Source organism: Mycolicibacterium aromaticivorans JS19b1 = JCM 16368 (assembly GCF_000559085.1).
Lineage (GTDB): Bacteria > Actinomycetota > Actinomycetes > Mycobacteriales > Mycobacteriaceae > Mycobacterium > Mycobacterium aromaticivorans.
This window is the reverse complement of the sequence record NZ_JALN02000001.1, coordinates 3,622,683-3,642,061: the sequence shown is the minus strand read 5'-3', so window position 1 is coordinate 3,642,061 and position 19,379 is coordinate 3,622,683. Positions and strand designations below refer to the sequence as shown.

9 protein-coding genes are annotated in these 19,379 nt (G+C 66.9%); all 9 read right to left on the bottom strand.

Annotation, left to right across the window (positions count from 1 at the left end; translation table 11 throughout):
- Positions 1-28: 28 nt before the first annotated feature.
- Positions 29-3,985 (bottom strand): DNA-directed RNA polymerase subunit beta', encoded by a 3,957-nt coding sequence (locus Y900_RS17415; RefSeq protein WP_036343449.1) that lies wholly within the window; start codon positions 3,983-3,985, stop codon positions 29-31.
- Positions 3,986-4,042: 57 nt separating this feature from the next.
- Entirely contained in the window at positions 4,043-7,549 is a 3,507-nt protein-coding gene (gene rpoB, locus Y900_RS17410; RefSeq protein WP_109751087.1) for a DNA-directed RNA polymerase subunit beta, read from the bottom strand.
- Positions 7,550-7,916: 367 nt separating this feature from the next.
- Positions 7,917-10,844: a lipocalin family protein gene (locus Y900_RS30355; RefSeq protein ID WP_081845153.1), complete on the bottom strand. Its 2,928-nt coding sequence runs from the start codon at positions 10,842-10,844 to the stop codon at positions 7,917-7,919.
- A 384-nt stretch (positions 10,845-11,228) separates the two neighbouring features.
- Positions 11,229-12,251, bottom strand: coding sequence for an ABC transporter ATP-binding protein (locus tag Y900_RS17395; protein WP_036343448.1), 1,023 nt, complete (start codon positions 12,249-12,251; stop codon positions 11,229-11,231).
- Between the two features lie 235 nt (positions 12,252-12,486).
- Positions 12,487-12,879: a 50S ribosomal protein L7/L12 gene (gene rplL, locus Y900_RS17390; protein WP_036343447.1), complete on the bottom strand. Its 393-nt coding sequence runs from the start codon at positions 12,877-12,879 to the stop codon at positions 12,487-12,489.
- 37 nt (positions 12,880-12,916) lie between these two features.
- Positions 12,917-13,456: a 50S ribosomal protein L10 gene (rplJ, locus tag Y900_RS17385; RefSeq protein WP_036343445.1), complete on the bottom strand. Its 540-nt coding sequence runs from the start codon at positions 13,454-13,456 to the stop codon at positions 12,917-12,919.
- Between the two features lie 244 nt (positions 13,457-13,700).
- Positions 13,701-14,597: an ROK family protein gene (locus Y900_RS17380; protein WP_081845330.1), complete on the bottom strand. Its 897-nt coding sequence runs from the start codon at positions 14,595-14,597 to the stop codon at positions 13,701-13,703.
- Positions 14,598-14,599: 2 nt separating this feature from the next.
- Positions 14,600-15,205, bottom strand: a complete 606-nt coding sequence (locus Y900_RS17375) for a DUF7158 domain-containing protein (RefSeq protein WP_036343442.1) — start codon at positions 15,203-15,205, stop codon at positions 14,600-14,602.
- Positions 15,202-19,365, bottom strand: a complete 4,164-nt coding sequence (locus Y900_RS17370) for a glycoside hydrolase family 38 N-terminal domain-containing protein (RefSeq protein WP_036343441.1) — start codon at positions 19,363-19,365, stop codon at positions 15,202-15,204. The genes Y900_RS17375 and Y900_RS17370 overlap by 4 nt, the downstream gene beginning before the upstream one ends.
- Positions 19,366-19,379 lie beyond the last annotated feature (14 nt).

Below are 19,379 nucleotides of genomic sequence, written 5' to 3'. Positions count from 1 at the left end.
GCTTTTCCTTGATCAGCTAGCGGTAGTCCTACCGGTAATCCGAGTAGCCGTAATCGTCCAACGGCACCGCGGCACCGGTGGCCTGGCCGAAGTCCGGGCTGTAGTACTGATCCTCGTAGGACGGGATCGTGTACGCCGCAGCGCGGGCTTCCTCGGTCGGCTGAACCTGGATGTTGCGGTAACGGTTGATACCGGTACCGGCCGGGATCAGCTTGCCGATGATCACGTTCTCCTTCAGACCCTGCAGCTTGTCGCTGCGGCAGTTGATCGCCGCATCGGTCAGCACGCGAGTGGTCTCCTGGAACGACGCAGCCGACAGCCACGAATCGGTGGCCAGCGACGCCTTGGTGATACCCATCAGCACCGGACGGCCGGCCGCGGGCTCGGCGCCCTCGGCAACCACACGCCGGTTCTCCGACTCGAACTCGCCGCGCTCGGTCAGCGAGCCGGGCAGGAACTCCGTTGCGCCCGAATCGATGATCGTGACGCGCCGCAGCATCTGCCGAACGATGACCTCGATGTGCTTGTCGTGTATCGACACACCCTGCGCCCGGTAGACCTCCTGGACTTCCTTGACCAGGTGGATCTGCACCTTGCGCGGACCCTCGATACGCAGCACCTCGTGCGGGTCGGCCGAGCCCTCGAGGAGCTGCTGGCCCACCTCGACGTGGTCACCGTTGACCAGCAGTCGCTCGGAACCGTCGTCGTGCTTGAACACCTTCAACCGCTGACGCTTCGAGAGCTTGTCGTACACGACCTCCTCGCTCCCGTCGTCGGGAACGATGGTGATCTTGTAGAACTTGTCGGTCTCCTCCAACTGGACCCGCCCGGCCACATCGGCGATCGGTGCGCGGTTCCGCGGAATACGCGCCTCGAACAGCTCCTGCACGCGGGGCAGACCACCGACGATGTCGGCGCCACCGGTGACACCACCCTGGTGGAAGGTGCGCATGGTCAGCTGCGTGCCGGGCTCACCGATGGACTGCGCGGCCACGATGCCGACAGCCTCGCCGATGTCCACCAGCTTGCCGGTGGCCATCGAACGGCCGTAGCACATCGCGCACACACCCGAGGCGCTGGTGCAGGTGAGCACCGAGCGGACCTTGACCGAGGTGATGCCGGCCTCCAACAGGGCGTCGATCGCCGGGTCACCGAGATCGTGTCCGGCGTTGACGACGACGTTGCCCTTGGCGTCGACCGCGTCCGCGGCCAGCGTGCGGGCGTACGCCGAGGTCTCGACGTGCGGATCCCGGATGAGGCTGCCGTCGGCCTGGAGCTCGGCCAGGTCGACCAGGATGCCGCGTTCGGTGCCGCAGTCGTGCTCGCGCACGATCACGTCCTGGCTGACGTCCACCAGACGACGGGTCAGGTAACCCGAGTCGGCGGTACGAAGTGCGGTGTCCGCCAGACCCTTTCGAGCGCCGTGGGTGTTGATGAAGTACTCCAGCACCGTCAGGCCCTCGCGGAACGAGGACTTGATCGGCCGCGGGATGAACTCACCCTTCGGGTTGGTCACCAGACCCTTCATGCCGGCCAGCGTCCGAGTCTGGGTGAAGTTACCCGTCGCACCGGAATCCACGATCGTGATGATCGGGTTGTCGTTGGGGTAGTGCGCCCGCAACGCGTTACCGACCTCTTCGGTGGCTTCCTTCCACAGCTCGACAAGAGCGTCGTTTCGCTCCTGCTTGTTGAGCGCGCCGCGCTGGTACTTCTTCTCGATCCCGTCGGCCTCGGCCTCGTAACGCTCGAGGATCTCCTGCTTCTCCGGCGGCACGATGACGTCCGCCATCGACACCGTCACACCCGAACGGGTGGCCCAGTGGAAACCGGCATCCTTGAGCTTGTCGACGGTCTGCGCGACGACGATCATCGGGTAGCGCTCGGCCAGATCGTTGATGATCCGGGCCTGGACCTTCTTGTGCATCTGCTCGTTGACGAACGGATACCCCTGCGGCAGAAGCTCATTGAAGAGCACCCGGCCCAGCGTGGTCTCGGCGGTCCAGGCATTGCCCGGGCGCCAACCGTTCTCGCCGAACAGCTCGTTCTCGACCTCATGCGGCGGACGCAGCTGCGTCAGGCGCACCTTGATCTGAGCGCGAACCGACAGTGCACCACGGTCCATCGCCATGATCGCCTCGGCCGGCGAGCTGTACACACCCGTCTCCGGTGCATCCTTGGCTGCAGCGGTGTACTCACCCTTCTCGCCGGCAACCAGCGTGGTCAGGAAGTACAGACCGGTGACCATGTCCAGACGCGGCATGGCCAGCGGCTTGCCCGACGCCGGCGACAGGATGTTGTTGCTCGACAGCATCAGGATGCGGGCCTCGGCCTGCGCCTCGGCGCTCAGCGGCAGGTGAACCGCCATCTGGTCGCCGTCGAAGTCGGCGTTGAACGCCTCACAGACCAGCGGGTGCAGCTGAATGGCCTTACCCTCCACCAGCTGCGGCTCGAAGGCTTGGATACCGAGGCGGTGCAGCGTGGGTGCACGGTTCAGCAGCACCGGGTGCTCGGCGATGACCTCTTCGAGGACATCCCACACCTGGGGACGCTGACGCTCGACCATCCGCTTGGCGCTCTTGATGTTCTGCGCGTGGTTGAGATCGACCAGACGCTTCATCACGAACGGCTTGAACAGTTCGAGAGCCATCAGCTTGGGCAGACCGCACTGGTGCAGTTTGAGCTGCGGGCCGACCACGATGACCGAACGGCCCGAGTAGTCGACGCGCTTGCCGAGCAGGTTCTGACGGAACCGGCCCTGCTTGCCCTTGAGCAGATCGGACAGCGACTTGAGCGGACGGTTGCCCGGCCCGGTGACGGGCCGGCCACGACGGCCGTTGTCGAACAGCGCATCGACCGACTCCTGCAGCATCCGCTTCTCGTTGTTGACGATGATCTCGGGAGCGCCGAGGTCGATCAGTCGCTTCAACCGGTTGTTGCGGTTGATCACGCGGCGGTACAGGTCGTTGAGGTCGGAGGTCGCGAAGCGGCCACCGTCCAGCTGGACCATCGGGCGCAGCTCCGGCGGGATCACCGGGACCGCGTCGAGGACCATGCCCATCGGCGAGTTGCCCGACTGCTGGAACGCGGCGACCACCTTGAGGCGCTTGAGGGCGCGAAGCTTCTTCTGCCCCTTGCCGTTACGGATGGTGTCGCGCAGGCTCTCGGCCTCGGCGTCGATGTCGAAGGTCTCGATGAGCTTCTGGATCGACTCCGCACCCATCGAGCCCTGGAAGTACTCGCCGTAGCGATCGACCAGTTCGCGGTACAGGTTCTCGTCGACGATGAGCTGCTTGACGGCCAGCTTGGTGAAGGTCGTCCAGATCTCGTCGAGCCGGTCCAGCTCACGCTGGGCCCGGTCACGCAGCTGACGCATCTCGCGCTCGCCACCGTCGCGCACCTTGCGGCGCACGTCGGACTTGGCACCCTCGGCCTCGAGCTCGGCCAGGTCGGCCTCGAGCTTCTGGGCGCGAGCCTCCAGGTCGGAGTCACGCTGATCGGCGACAGCCTTTTTCTCGACCTCCATCTCGGCTTCGAGAGTGGAGAGCTCGTTGTGGCGCATCTCGTCGTCGACCGCGGTGATCACGTAGGCGGCGAAGTAGATGATCTTCTCGAGATCCTTCGGCGCCAGGTCCAGCAGATAGCCCAAGCGCGACGGAACGCCCTTGAAGTACCAGATGTGCGTGACCGGAGCGGCCAGCTCGATGTGGCCCATCCGCTCGCGGCGCACCTTGGCGCGAGTGACCTCGACGCCGCAGCGCTCGCAGATGATGCCCTTGAAGCGAACGCGCTTGTACTTACCGCAGTAGCACTCCCAGTCGCGAGTCGGTCCGAAGATCTTCTCGCAGAACAGCCCGTCCTTCTCTGGCTTGAGCGTGCGGTAGTTGATGGTCTCCGGCTTCTTGACCTCACCGAAGGACCAGGTACGGATGTCGTCCGCGGTCGCAAGACCGATCCGGAGTTCATCGAAGAAGTTGACGTCTAGCACGTAACTCCCTTTCCCCTTTCGGGACTAGATAACTTAACGCCCGCGGCGAAGCCGCAATCAGGCAAGGTCTTCGACAGAGGCAGATTCGTTGCGGGACAGGTTGATTCCGAGGTTCGCGGCAGCCCGCTCCAAGTCCTCATCGTCACCGTCACGCATCTCGATTGCCGCGCCGTCCGAAGACAGCACCTCAACGTTCAAGCACAGCGACTGCAGCTCCTTGAGCAGCACCTTGAACGACTCCGGAATGCCCGGCTCGGGGATGTTCTCGCCCTTGACGATCGCCTCGTAGACCTTGACCCGGCCGACGGTGTCGTCGGACTTGATGGTCAAGAGCTCCTGCAGCGTGTACGCCGCGCCGTAGGCCTGCATGGCCCAGCACTCCATCTCACCGAACCGCTGACCACCGAACTGCGCCTTACCACCGAGCGGCTGCTGGGTGATCATCGAGTACGGGCCGGTCGAGCGGGCGTGGATCTTGTCGTCCACCAGGTGGTGCAGCTTGAGGATGTACATGTAGCCGACCGTCACCGGGTACGGGAACGGTTCGCCGCTGCGGCCGTCGTAGAGCACAGCCTTGCCGTCACCGTTGACGAGAACCTCGCCGTCACGGTTGGGCAGCGTCGAGCTCAGCAGACCCTGCAGCTCCTCTTCGCGAGCACCGTCGAACACCGGCGTCGAGACGATGCTGTTCGGCTCCGACGAGAGCATGTCCTGCGGCAGGTTGGCAGCCCATTCGGGCGTCCCGCCGACGACATCGATGTTCCAGCCGGCCTTGGCCACCCACCCGAGGTGGGTCTCCAGGATCTGGCCGATGTTCATCCGACGCGGCACACCGTGGGTGTTCAGGATGATGTCCACCGGGGTGCCGTCCGGAAGGAACGGCATGTCCTCGACGGGCAGGATCTTGCCGATGACGCCCTTGTTGCCGTGGCGTCCGGCGAGCTTGTCGCCGTCGGAGATCTTGCGCTTCTGGGCCACGTAGACGCGGACCAGCTCGTTGACGCCGGCGGGAAGCTCGTCGTCGTCCTCGCGGGAGAACACCCGGATGCCGATGACCTTGCCGGACTCACCGTGCGGCACCTTCAGCGACGTGTCGCGGACCTCGCGCGCTTTCTCACCGAAGATCGCGCGGAGCAGCCGCTCCTCCGGGGTCAGCTCGGTCTCACCCTTCGGGGTGACCTTGCCGACCAGGATGTCGCCGTCGCGGACCTCGGCGCCGATGCGGATGATGCCGCGCTCGTCGAGATCGGCCAGCACCTCATCGGAGACGTTCGGGATGTCCCGGGTGATCTCCTCGGCGCCCAGCTTGGTGTCGCGGGCATCGATCTCGTGCTCTTCGATGTGTATCGAGGTGAGCACGTCCTCCTCAACCAGGCGGTTGGAGAGGATGATCGCGTCCTCGTAGTTGTGGCCCTCCCACGGCATGACGGCGACGAGCAGATTCTTGCCCAGCGCCATCTCACCGTTCTCGGTGCACGGACCGTCGGCGAGTACCTGGCCCGACTCGACGCGCTGCCCGGCGTCCACGATCGGACGCTGGTTGGCGCACGTGCCGTGGTTGGAGCGGGCGAACTTGCGCATCCGGTAGGTGTGCCGGGTGCCGTCGTCGGCCATCACGGTGATGTAGTCGGCGGAAACCTCCTCGACCACACCGGCCTTCTCGGTGACGATGACGTCGCCGGCGTCGATGGCCGCACGCAGCTCCATGCCGGTACCCACCAGCGGCGCCTCGCTACGCACCAGCGGAACAGCCTGGCGCTGCATGTTGGCACCCATCAGGGCCCGGTTGGCGTCGTCGTGCTCGAGGAACGGGATCATCGCCGTCGCGACCGACACCATCTGGCGCGGCGAGACGTCCATGAAGTCGACCTCGGTGGCGTCGACGTACTCGACCTCGCCGCCCTTACGACGGACCAGCACCTTGCTCTCGGTGAAGCGGCCGTCGGCGTCGGTCGGCGAGTTGGCCTGCGCAACGACGTGGCGGTCCTCCTCGTCGGCGGTCAGGTAGTGGATCTCGTCGGTGACCTTGCCGCCCTCGACCTTGCGGTACGGCGTCTCGATGAAGCCGAACGGGTTCACCCGGGCGTACACCGACAGCGAACCGATCAAACCGATGTTCGGACCCTCAGGAGTCTCGATCGGGCACATCCGGCCGTAGTGGCTGGAGTGCACGTCGCGGACCTCGAGGCCGGCGCGCTCACGGGACAGACCACCCGGGCCCAGCGCCGACAGGCGGCGCTTGTGGGTCAGACCCGACAGCGGGTTGTTCTGGTCCATGAACTGCGACAGCTGGCTGGTGCCGAAGAACTCCTTGATCGCCGCCACGACGGGACGGATGTTGATCAGGGTCTGCGGCGTGATCGCCTCGACGTCCTGAGTGGTCATCCGCTCGCGGACGACACGCTCCATGCGGGACAGGCCGACCCGGATCTGGTTCTGGATCAGCTCGCCGACGGTACGCAGGCGACGGTTGCCGAAGTGATCGATGTCATCGACCTCGACCGGTACTTCAACACCGCCAGGCGCCGTCATGACCGTCTGGCCCTCGTGCAGGCGCACCAGGTACTCGATGGTCGCGACGATGTCCTCTTCGGTCAGCGTCGAGCTGGTGATCGGCTGGCCCGCGTTGAGGCCCAGCTTCTTGTTGACCTTGTAGCGACCCACCCGGGCCAGGTCGTAGCGCTTGTCCTTGAAGAACAGGTTCTCCAGCAGGGTCTGCGCCGACTCCTTGGTCGGCGGTTCGCCCGGGCGCAGCTTCCGGTAGATGTCCAGCAGCGCCTCATCGGTGCCTGCGGTGTTGTCCTTCTCCAGCGTCGACATCATGATCTCGGAGAAGCCGAAGCGCTCCCGGATCTGCTCGTTGGTCCACCCGAGCGCCTTGAGCAGCACGGTGACCGGCTGGCGGCGCTTGCGGTCGATACGCACACCCACGGTGTCGCGCTTGTCGACGTCGAATTCCAGCCACGCACCGCGGCCGGGGATCACCTTGACGCTGTGCAGCGTCTTCTCGGTGGACTTGTCGATGCTGTCGTCGAAGTACACACCCGGGGACCGGACCAGCTGGCTCACCACGACACGCTCGGTGCCGTTGATGATGAAGGTGCCCTTCTCGGTCATCATCGGGAAGTCACCCATGAAGACCGTCTGGCTCTTGATCTCGCCGGTGTTGTTGTTGATGAACTCGGCAGTGACGAACAGCGGAGCCGCGTACGTCATGTCCTTGTCTTTACACTCGTCGACCGGAGCCTTGACCTCGTCGAAACGCGGGTCGGAGAAGCTCAGCGACATCGAGCCGGAGAAGTCCTCGATCGGCGACAGCTCGGTGAGCACCTCTTCGAGGCCACCCACCGGGTTGACGTCACCGCGAGCCTCTGCGATCGCACGCCAGCGCGGCGAGCCGATCAGCCACTCGAACGACTCCGTTTGGACGTCGAGCAGGCCGGGTACTTCTAGCGGCTCGCGCAGCTTCGCGAAGGAAATTCGTTTTGGTGCTCCGGGAACGGAGTTAGAAGTAGTAGTCGTTTTGCTCTGGCTAGAGACTGCCAAGATGCATCCTTCCAGCACCTAATGCGACAGACCGGAAGCATCCGGGAGGTCGCGATATCTGCGTCGGTTCGGCTGGCCTACTCGAGGCCCGGCCTTTCCCCGGACGCACGCGACATGCAAACAGGTCTCGAGCTGGAATGTCGTTACTCAGACTTGAGGACCGGTGGTGTCAGGTGCAGGTTGAGGTGGGCAGGAGGCAGCCAGCGCAACGTCCAACAATAGCGGAAGACGGCGCATTCCTCAACAGGCTCATGCCGGGCGGGCTGGCGCTGGCTGGCGATCTAGCTACCCATGCACACATGCTGGAGAACAGACTGACCCGTTTGCGCCTTTCCGTCAAGGGATAACGCGGCGTTTGGTGTGGAAAATTGCCGGTTGGACCACCTCAGACGCTGACGGTCGTCGGGTACTGCCGCGTCCGGGTGATCGGCCCCCACACCCCGAGTTGGCGGGCCCGGGTCACCAACGCGCTGTACTCGTCGCTCGAGATGGACTGGTCCCGGGTGAGGATGTAGCCGGAGAAGCCGGTCGGATCACTGACGATCACCCATTGATAGCTGGGGTCGTAGTCGAGGATCCAGTAATTGCCGGGTTCGGCGGTGTTGGGCGTCTGGTTGAAGAAGGCGACGTCCAGGCGGGTGTTGACGCCGGCGTTTACCGGCACCGCGGTCCCGGTGATCTGACTCGCCGGGCCGTTGGGCCCGATGTAGTTGCCGGAGTTCTGCACCCGGACCGAGCCGTCGGCGTTGAGGGTGTACACCGCTTTGGTGTTGACCAGCCCCCAGGCGAACGGCAGCTTCACACTGCCCTGCTCGTACCAGGGCTGACCATTGGCGTACTGGGCGACGTCGACCGGCGGTGGCGCCGGCAGCGTGGTTGCCCCGGCCTCACCCATGACGATCGGCTGATCGGGTACATAGGTGCCGTCGTTGGGGCTGCCGTAGATCCCGTACAGCGGATCGGTCGGGCCGTGGCCTGCGTAGATGTCATTGATCCAGCCGGAGGCGAACGTCCGCACTGCCGTCTTGGCCCCGCGCGGGGACGGGTTGACGATGATCGTGCTGAGCAGCTCGCCGAGCAGCCCGAAGGGGTTGTTTCCGGCGATGACGTCGGTGTGCGAGCCGTTGTCGATCTGCACGCCGTAGAACTGGTTGCCGTAGAAGGCCTGCATCAGCTCGGTGGCCACCCCGTAGGCGTTCCAGCGCTGCGGCGGCGCGGCGATCTGGTAATCCGGGATGCCGGCCGCCTTCAGTGCGGTCAGCGAGTCGGTGAACAGCGGGTCGCTCGAGACTCCGTCGAACATCACCACGCCGAGCAGGTTGTCGACCTGATCGGTCTGGGTGATCAGCGCCCCGACCGCGGTCGCGAAGTTGCCGCCGGCGGAATGCCCGGTGAGCAGGAACTTCTCCGGCAGCGTGCCGCTGAGACCGGCCGCGTTGGCGCTGATGTTCAGCGCCGAGCGGCTGCCCTCGAACATGCTGGCGACCGCCTGGCGCATCTCGGCGCCGCCCAAGTAGCAGCCCGGGCACAGCGGGGTGTTGAACCAGAAGATGTCCGGCACCACCACGATGCTGTTGGTCTCCTGGGCCAACTGCTGGGCGGCGGTGCCGTACCAGTCATTGAAGCCGAGGAACCCGTGCTGCAGCCAGATCACGCCGTTGGCGGCGACGGTGCCGTCGGCCTGGGTCGGGAAGTACCAGTTGGCGGGGGCGGCGTAGCCGTTGGGACCGCAGGGGATATTCAGCACGGATGACCCGAACCGGACGCCGGTGACACCGTTGCCCACCGAGACGACGGGGTTATTGGGGTTCAGCCCGTTGTTGCCGGTGTTGACCGGCGCGGGCAGCTGGGTGCCGAAGATGCGGGCGACCGTGTCGATCAAGCCTTTGACGAGCTTGTCGACCGGTCCCAGTTGGTTGGCCTCCGCGGCGGGCAGCCCTACCGCGGCCGTGGGTCCCATGATGATCTGCTGGTTGGCCGCCGGGTAGAAGCCGTATTGCGGAGCCTCGGGGGTGGCACCGGCGTACATGTCATTGATCCAGCCGTTGCTCAGTGTGTAGACGGCCGCGGTGTTCCCGGCCGGCACCCGCTTGGTCACCAGTTGCAGCACCGCATCGAACAGCGGGTTGACCCCCAGCATCGAGTCGACGTGTGAGCCGTTCTGCAGGACGACGCCGATGAACGAGCCGGGCAGCGTGGCCGCGAGCACGTTGGTGGTCGCGCCGAACAGGTTCCAGCTCTGCGCCGGGGCCGCGATCTGGTAGATCGGCTTGTCCGCGGCGGCCAGGTCTGCGACCTGGCTGGCGAAGGATCCGGTCAGGGCGCCGTTGGACACCCCGTCGAACATCAGCACGCCCACCAGATCGGACGGGTTGTACTGGGCGTCGGCGCCGGCGAGGTAATCATCGGCGACGGCGGTGGCGAAGCCACCCCCCGCGGAGTGGCCGGCCAGGAGGAAGCGCTCCGGGAGTGCCAGCCCGGTGAAGCCCGCTGCGGCTGCGCTGCTCAGCAGCGTTGCGCGGTCCGGTCCGAGCAGGGCGGCCGCGTCCTGCTCGGTCACCGCGCAGGTGAGGCAGCCGCCCGAGAACGTGATCGGGATGGAGGACAGGGTCGGCGCCACCACGATGCTGTTGGTCTGCTGCGCCAAATCCTTGGCCAGGGCCGAGTAGAAGGTGTTGGTGGCTCCGAAGCCGTGCTGGAGCCAGATGACGCCCTGGGCGTCGACGCTGCCGTCGGCCTGAGTCGGGAAGTACCAGTCGGCGGCGACGGTGTTACCAATGAAGGCCCCGGGCAGGTCCAGTCGGGAATGGCCGACGATAACGCCGGTCACCCCGTTGGTCGGAGCCACTGGCAGCGTGGTCGACGTGGTCACCGGTGCGCTCGCAGTCGTGGTGGCGGCGGGAATGGTGGTGCGCGGCACCGCCCCCAGATTCGCGAGCACAGTCAGCGCAGCGCTGGCCAGGAGATCAGACGCCGGGGTCGACGGTGACGTGGCCAGCGACCGCGTTCCGGTCCGACCCGAGGTGGCGACGCCGGCGGTGACGGTCGTCGGCGCGGTCGTCGCGGCGGCCGTGAGGCCGGCTTTCTGTGCGGCGAGCGACGAGCGCGCCGTGCGCGTGGCCGACGACGGCGTGGACGTCCGCTTGCTCGTGCCGGTGGACTTGCCGGCAGCCGAGGACGACGCGTTCGACGGCGACTTCGAACCGGCGCCGTCGCCGTTGTCGGCGTGGGCCGCAGCGGACCCGGACAGCAGGGCCGCACCCAACCCCACGACCATCGCGCCGGTGCCCAACAAGACCTGACGTTGCGTCATCGCTGACCTGCCTCCCCAAATTGACGATCCGGCAAAAGCTACTCAGGCCCAGCCCATGTCAGGATCGAAATCCCATCCGCAGGCCGGGATGTCATCGATTCGTCAGGCGGCGATCGAGCCGGCCGCTGCGGCGGCCGGTTGAGTCGGCAAGACGAAGACGGCAACGGCCGCCCACCAGACTCGCCGGTCGCGTAGCACCTAGTCGCCTCCTCCTGCGCGATCGGGCCAAACGCTAACCCAGCAAATTGCCGCGATGAGGCGAATTGGCCAAAGCGTCATTTCCTGCGCAGGCCGTAGTTGCCCCGGCGGATCCGGGCGCGCACCCGAAAAGAGAAAAGCCCCAACCGATTTCGATTGGGGCATTTCGCTGATAGTTAGCTTGGGTCAGTTGCCGTCTTCACCGGCGAAAGTGTGACTGGGCAGTTTGTGGGTGCCGTCGAGGTCGTCGCGGATGGCCTCCTGGGCGGCCGGGGGAAGGGTGTGCAGGATCTGGCGGACCCGCTCCTGGCGGCGTCGGACGGCGTCGCGTTCCGGGATGCCCGGGGTGACCGTCAGCTGGGGCGGCACGCCTTCGATCTCTTCGACACCGCCGTCGTGGTGGCCGGCGTCGACCATGGCCTGCTCCTCGGCCATCTGCGCCTCGTCCTTCTCCTCCGACATGCCGATCGGGCCAATACGGCGACCGTTGAGGAACTGACGCACCACCGGCTCGTCACTGGTCAACAGCACCTCGCGGGGACCGAACATGACCAGGTGCTTGCGGAACAGCATGCCGATGTTGTCGGGCACCGTACGGGCGATGTTGATGTTGTGCGTCACGATCAGGATCGTGGCGTCGATCTGAGCGTTGATGTCGATCAGCAACTGGGACAGGTACGCGGTGCGAACCGGGTCCAAACCGGAGTCGGGCTCGTCGCAGAGGATGATCTGCGGGTCGAGCACCAGTGAGCGCGCCAGTCCGGCACGCTTGCGCATACCGCCGGAGATCTCACCGGGGAACTTGTTCTCGTCGCCACCCAAGCCGACCATGTCGAGCTTTTCCATGACGATCTGGCGGATTTCGCTTTCCTTCTTCTTCGTGTGCTCACGAAGCGGGAAGGCAGTGTTGTCGAAGAGGTTCATCGAGCCGAACAGCGCGCCGTCCTGGAACATGACGCCGAACAGGGTGCGGATCTCGTAGAGCTCCTTGGCCGAGCACTCGATGATGTTGGTGCCGTCGACGATGATCTTGCCGCGCTCGGGGCGCAGCAGGCCGATCAACGACTTCAAGAACACAGATTTACCGGTACCCGACGGGCCCAGCAGCACGCTGACCTCACCGGCGGGGATATCGAGGGTCACGTCTTCCCAAATTCGCTGGGAACCGAATGACTTAGTCAGCCCCTCGACCTGAATAGCAATACCCACGCCAGATCCTTCCGCCCACACCGGTCAGCCATCGCCGCGATGGCCTGTGGTTTGAGTCACTGTAGCGCACGGCCCCTCGTGCCACTCAGGTTGTGTCACTACGGTTATTGACGCTCGTAAAACTGTGATGGTCCGGTCCGGCCCGCGGGTGAGACGTTGCGGTAACTGCGCGAATACGCCCTACAACGAGAAGGCCCCCGGACGAATCCGGGGGCCTCCTTCGGTGATACCGAAACTACTTGACGGTGACCGTCGCGCCGGCAGCCTCGAGCTTTGCCTTGGCGTCCTCGGCGGCTTCCTTGTTGACCTTCTCCAGCAGCGGCTTGGGGGCGCCGTCGACGAGGTCCTTGGCTTCCTTGAGGCCCAGGCCGGAGACGATCTCACGGACGACCTTGATGACGCCGATCTTCTTGTCGCCGGCACCCTCGAGGATGACGTCGAATTCCGACTGCTCCTCGGCGGCCTCGGCGGCAGCGCCACCGGCGGCGGGGCCGGCAGCCGCAACGGCGACCGGGGCGGCGGCGGTGACGTCGAAGGTCTCCTCGAACTGCTTCACGAACTCAGAGAGCTCCAGCAGGGTCATTTCCTTGAACGCGTCGAGCAGTTCGTCGGTGGACAGCTTTGCCATGGTGATTCCTTATCTGTGTGCTTTGTGGTGGTTTGTGTCAGGCAGCGGGTTCTGCGGAACCCTCTGCAGCCTTCTTCTCTTGCAGAGCTGCGGCCAGGCGTGCGACCTGGGACGCGGGCGCCACGAACAGCGCCGCGGCCTGGGACTGCTTCGCCTTCATTGCGCCGGCCAGCTTGGACAGCAGTACCTCGCGCGACTCGAGATCGGCGATGCGCTCGACCTCGGAGACGGTCAGCGCGCGACCGTCCATGTAGCCGCCCTTGATGACCAGTGCCTTGTTTTCCTTGGCGAACTTCTTGATCGCCTTGGCGGCGTCGACGGGCTCGCCCTGGATGAACGCGATGGCGGTCGGACCGGCGAAGAGTTCGTCAAGACCCTCGACACCCGCCTCGGACGCCGCCCGCTTCACCAAGGTGTTCTTGGCAACGGTGTAGCTGGTTCCGGCACCCAGCGACCTACGCAGCTCGGCAAGGTTGGACACCGTCAGGCCGCGGTACTCGGTGACAACGGTGGCCGTCGCCTCCTTGAACTTCTCGGCGATGTCGGCGACCGCGGTGGCCTTTTCAGGCTTAGCCATGCTTGCCTCCTCGTGATGGTTGGGACGTCCACCAACCGACGAGCGAGAAAGCCAGAAATCACAAACGCCCCGACACAGGACTGGTCGGGGCGCACAGAAAAATACTGCTACCTCGTCCTCCTGCGTGGGCCGCCCGGGAATCCGGGACCTTCAACCGATTGCTCGGTGACCGACGGTCTTCGGTGGAACTGAGCAAGGATAGCGTGCGCTCCCCGGATCAGCCAAAACGCCCGCGAGCGGCTGCTCAGCCCCGCAACAGCGCGGCCGCACCGACCAGGCCCGCCTCCCCGCCCAGCGCGGCGGGGACCACGCGCAGCCCGGACAGGAACTCCAGTCCGGCGAAGGTGCGCAACTCCTCGTGCAGCGGGTCGAACAACACCGGGCCGGCCTTGGCCACTCCCCCGCCGAGGACGACGAGGTCCAGGTCGCAGACGGCGCCCACCGAGGCGATCATCGCGGCGATCGCTCGGGCGCCGCGGCGAAACGCCGCCAACGCCACCTGGTTTCCGGTCGCCGCGGCGTCGGCAAGCTCTTTGGCGTCGGCACCGTCCCAGCCCTGCGTGCGGGCCCACTGCGCCAGATGCGGTCCGCTGGCGATCGCTTCTACGCAACCGCGGCCGCCACAGGTGCACGGCGGTCCGTCGGTATCGACGACGACGTGGCCGACGTGCCCGGCGTTGCCGGTGCGCCCGTGGTACGGCGCGCCGTCGAGGATCAGTCCGCCGCCGACCCCGGTGGACACCACCATGCCGAGCAGGAACGCCGCACCCTGGCCGGCGCCGCGCCAATGCTCGCCGAGCGCCATGCACAGCCCGTCGCCGCCGAGACGCACCGGCACGCCGGGGACCGCCGCGACCACTCGTTCGACGACCGGAAAGTCACGCCACGCCGGGATGTTGATGGGGCTGATGGTTCCGTCGGGCAGGTGGATCGGGCCGGCCGAGGAGATGCCGACGCCTGCGACCGGGCCGCCCGCTGCGGCGAGCGCATCGGCGATGGCGCGAGCAGCCGCGGCCCACACCTGATCGGGGTCGTCGGAATGCGGGGTGGGCTGGCGGGCCTCGTATCGCAGACTGCCGTCGGGGTCGACGAGGCCGGCGGCGATCTTCGTGCCGCCGATGTCGACTGCAAGCGTCGCCACCATCAGTGTTTGTGGGTGTTGTCGGGCTGGCGCGGGTCGCCAGGGTGCTCGTAGCCGGGGGCCAGCCACACCAGATCCGCGTGGCGCTGGCCGAGCCACATCCGGAAGTGGCGCCGCCGGGCCGCGCCGAGGAGCAGCGCGGCGATCAGTGGGCGCACATCGGCCAGCGCGGGCTCACTGGCCACCCGCCAGCCACCGGTACCGGCGAAGCGCAGGAACCGCCGCGGATTTCGGGCGTGAAAGTCCGTCACGGCGTCGTCGTCCACCTCGACGCCATCGGTGATGTGCGCGAAGACCGCCCGGGCGATCGGGGCCGCCAGGACCGCGGCGGCGACGCTACCGATCTCGAGCCGCGCGGTGGAGTCGGGCAGCAGGTCGTCCTCGTCGGGCGTCGTCTCGGTCACGCTGATCCCTAGCGCTTCCGCCTCGCGGGCCACCAACTTCTCGGCGACCAGCAGCTGGGTGAGCCAGCGCCGTAGCTGGCGCCCTTCACTCGTGTGCGGCCGTGGCAGCGCCGCGACTTGCGGTGTGGCCCGCAGCGCGGCCTCGCGGTCGTCGACCTCGCCGACCTCGACATCCACCCCAGCAACGGTGGCGGCCACGCTCATCGGACCGTCACCGCCACCGCGGGTGTGTAGAGCAGCCGGCCCGCGCACCCGATCCGGACCACCGCCCACCACTGCCCGGGTGTCGTCCACGGCGGCGGCGCGACGTAGAAGGCGACCTCCACCTCCGATTTCGCGCCGACGATAGCGCCGCACGATGCAGGACCCATCCACTCCCAGGTCCCCCACGGGCTGATGAGATGGGCCTCCAACGACAGGTCGGCGTGCGCGGTGCTACTGACGGTGACGGCGAGGCGGGCCCGCTCCCCCGCGGCCACGAGGATGTCGGACGGCTCGCCGACGAGGTGCACCAGCGTGCCGGGGGGACCGACCGAGACCACGCAGACGTCTTCGACGGGTTGTTTCCACGCCGCCGGCACGTCCCCGGACAGGATGAGCTGGGCGCGGATGGGGTAGTCGCCGGGCTGCGCATCCGGAGGCGCGGTCACGACGATCTCGGCTTCCCGGTGATGGCCGGTGGGCAGCTCGAAGGGCAGCACGTCGGGTTCGACGGTCCAGCCGTGCGGTCCGCGAAGTCGCACCTGTCCGGCCAGGGTGGCGTCGCTGCAGTCGCTGGCGGCGGTCAGCCGCACCCGCACGGTTTGGCGAGGCTCGACGGTGACGGCTTCGGGGTGCAGATGCGCGACGGCGGGCAGTCCGCCCAGCGGGGCCGGGCCGCGGTTGTGCAGCCAGTAGCGGGCGTACAGCGGTTGCGCGATCTCGGTGTCCGGGGCCAATGCGGCACCGTCGGCGTCCAGCACGGCGTGAACGTTCAAACGGGCCAGCAGGGTCGCGATCTGGTAGGCGTGCAGCCGCAGCGGCGGCGCATCAGAGCCGCGGGCGGCCTCCAGCAGATCGGCAGGCACCACCGCGGACACTGTGCCGACCCCAGACGACAGCGCGACTTCGGTTGTCGTACCGCGAGTTTCGACCAGCCGGATGGTGACGTCCTCGGGGTCGACAGCTGCGGAACTTCCGGTGGTGGTCGGGTTGCCCCCGATCTTGAGCGCGGCAAGATGAAGTGCGCCTGCCGGTTCGACGCGCAGCAGCGAGCCATCGGCGGCCAGTGTCTCCATCCCCTCATCCACCATTACACACACCATCGGATGGGTGAACTCGGCGCTGCGAGAGGGCATCTCGCAGGACCGCCAGTCACCGCGGCCGGACACCAGAGCGAAGTCGAACGTGTGCGTCCAATGCTGCAGCTGGAAGTTGGACCCGTCCGGGGCTGTGCGCCGCGGCGGGTCGATCCACACCCCCGACGGCCAGCCGGTGCACGACCGCATCAGCGAACTGTGCAGGGTCTGGTCAGGTTCGACGGCGAAGCCCGGCACGCCGCGGTTGAGCAGGGCGACGGTGCGCGATTCGAACTCGCCGAGGCCGGACGGCGCGTCCTGGCTGACGTCGATCTGGGCGTCACCGAGGTCCTCGACGACGGCGGCGAGGGCCCCGTCTCCGGCGACGATCAGCACCGGCAACGCGAGCACGCCGCGAAGGTCGGCGTCGGGCTGCCACACCGCCGTCAGAGACTCACTCGCCGGGACCCACACCCGCGCCTGTCCGGATTCCGAAAGCTGTTGGCGCAGTTCGGCGGTGTAGACCGGATCTGCCGCGGCGAGCACCGCGGCGGTGAACGCGTTGTTCTCGGGGCCGCCGACCACGATCCGGGCGTCCGGCAGATTGGAGTCGACGTCGAGGTGCCCGTAGCGCGGGCGTCCGGCAGCGCTACAGGTCGCCGTCACCCCGGCGCGCACCAGAGCGACCATCAACTCGCGGGCCGCGGAGGTGTCCTCGGTCGGGACCACCACTTCGGCCACCGACACGGCGCGCACGCCCGAGCCGACCTGGATGCGGGCCGCCGACGACAAGCCGAACCAGCCTTGCGCCGGATTATCCAGTGTCCATGGGTGTTTGGCGGAGTCGACAGCGCGATCCTCCCCGGACTCGTGGTCGTGCAGCAGCCCGAAACCACGTCCGATCACGGCGTCACCGACCTCGCTGACCGGCAGCGCGCCGGGCACCGGGCAGGGCCAGCGCAGCCGCACCAGCCGGTCGGCTCCGGTGAACTCGTCGATGGTGGTGCTGGTGTCCACCCGGTCGATGCCGTGCCACAAGGTCAGCGTCTGGGTGTAGCGCAGCAGCTCTCCGATCCGGCCGGTCACGACGATCCGCTCGCCGAGCGGGCTGTGATAGGCCTGAACCGAATCCGCAACGGCTGCAGACGAACACGTCACCGGGCCGGTCGGCAGCAGATGCCACGGCCCCTCTCCCGCCTGCGGGTGCGCCGGATACTCCTCGTAGACGGCCAGTTCGTTGCCGACACGACCCTGCGCGATCAGTTCACGGTCGGTCGCCACCTCCACCAGCGACACCACGGCACCCCCGCGAGCCGGGTCGACCCGCAACCGGTGGTGGGAGTTGGTGATCTCGAAACCGTCAGCGGCGCGCCACCCGGTCGACTCCTGCGTGGCCACCAGCTGGTAGCCGCGCCAGCCGAGGGAATCGACATCGTCGGCCCGAAAGCTCACCAGGTGACCGTCGTCGGAGACCACAGCAGGATGCGACACCCCCGCGGAGTCCACCACCGCAGCCCCGGGCCCGACCGGCGTCGCCAGCCGGGCGGTCACCATATCGGTTCGCTTGTGCGCCAAGGGATTCCATACGACGACCGAACCAGACTCGGGCGCAACGGCCCGAGACAGCAGCTCCAGCGCCCCGGCTCGGGCGGTCGAGCCGAGCTCCCACGCGTCGCGCCAGCTGGTCAGCAGGTCGAGGTACACCTGATCGGATTCCGAGCCGGTGATGCCGTCATGGTGGGCACCGTAGGCCAGCTGTACCCAGGCCTTGGCCAGGGCGGCTTCCGGATAGCGGGCACCGGAGAGCAGCGCCGCGAACACCGCGAACCGCTCGGCGCCCAGCACCGCATCCTCGGCGGCCCGGTTGGCTTGCTTGGTGTCGATGTACGACACGTCCTTGCCGGTGTAGATCGGGTTCATGTCCCGGGTCTGCGGTGACGGCGTCACGCCGCGCTGCGCCGTCTCGGCGCGTACGGCGGCGAAGAACTCCGACGGCAGGGCGCAGACGAATCGCGGCCAGGTGTAGCGGGCGTTCCAATCACGGTGGATCTCGGTGACCCAGGCATTGGGCGGGGTGTAGTCGGTGCCGACCGGCAGCAGCACATTGCGGGTCAGTGCCACCGATTTCAGTTCGGCGAACAGGTGATAGGTGGCCTGCTCGGCGTCGGCGAGCGTCGCCGCGGAGTCCATCCACCAGCCGGCCGAGTAGTGCGCAGGCATGTAATGCGTCAGCAGTCCGAGTCCCGACGGCGCGATCCACTCGAACTCGCTTGGGAACTGCATGCGTCTGGGGTCGCCGTCGGCTGCCATCGGCCCCCACTGATGGTGCGGTCCGCGGGCCCACGAACTCGACGTCAGACCGGCGTCGGCGGCCATGCCGGGAAATTGCGGATCGTGCCCGAACACGTCGAGCTGCCAGGCGGTCGCCGGGTCCGCACCCAGCACGTCGCGCTGGTAGCCGACGCCGTGCACGAAATTGCGGATCGCGGTCTCGGCGCCGACCAGGTTGGTGTTCGGCTCGTTGTAGGTCCCACCCATCACCTCCACCCGCGAGTCGGCGATGAACCGGCGCAGATCGGCACGGTCTTGCGGGTGGGTGTCGAAATAGGGCTTCAGATAGTCCACTTCGGCGAGCACGAACTTGTAATCCGGGTCGCGGCGGGCCATTTCGAGGTGGGCGGCCACCAGCGCGAACCCGTTGTTCTGCCGGGCTCTTCCTGGCGGGTTCTCGGTCCACACGCTGGTGTACGCGGCCTGGGTGTTCCACCACACCGGGTCATAGTGGAAGTGGCTGACCATGTACATGGTCCAGCCCGGTTCGGCGACGGTGAGCTGGAATGGGAATTGGGCATCGTCGCCGACTGCGCGAGCTGTTCGACGCTCGCCGGGCGCCGGGCGCTCGATCCGGACCGCGACCTCCGCCACCCCGTCGCCGCGCGGCACCGCAACGTCGTCAGAGTGCACGCCGTCGCCGAGAATCCGCACGACGCCGGCGTCGGCCGCGCTATAGCCGACCCGGACCACCTGGAGCGGCGCATCGGGCGGTCCGACGAAGAGCTCCGTCGACTCCGCGGAGGTTATCCGCACGCCAGCAATGTACG

What these genes read in the sequence shown, in the direction of transcription:
- Y900_RS30355 (WP_081845153.1), bottom strand. Translation starts at nt 10,844, where the DNA reads ATGACGCAACGTCAGGTCTTGTTGGGCACCGGCGCGATGGTCGTGGGG.
- rplJ (WP_036343445.1), bottom strand. Translation starts at nt 13,456, where the DNA reads ATGGCTAAGCCTGAAAAGGCCACCGCGGTCGCCGACATCGCCGAGAAG.
- Y900_RS17375 (WP_036343442.1), bottom strand. Translation starts at nt 15,205, where the DNA reads ATGAGCGTGGCCGCCACCGTTGCTGGGGTGGATGTCGAGGTCGGCGAG.
- rplL (WP_036343447.1), bottom strand. Translation starts at nt 12,879, where the DNA reads ATGGCAAAGCTGTCCACCGACGAACTGCTCGACGCGTTCAAGGAAATG.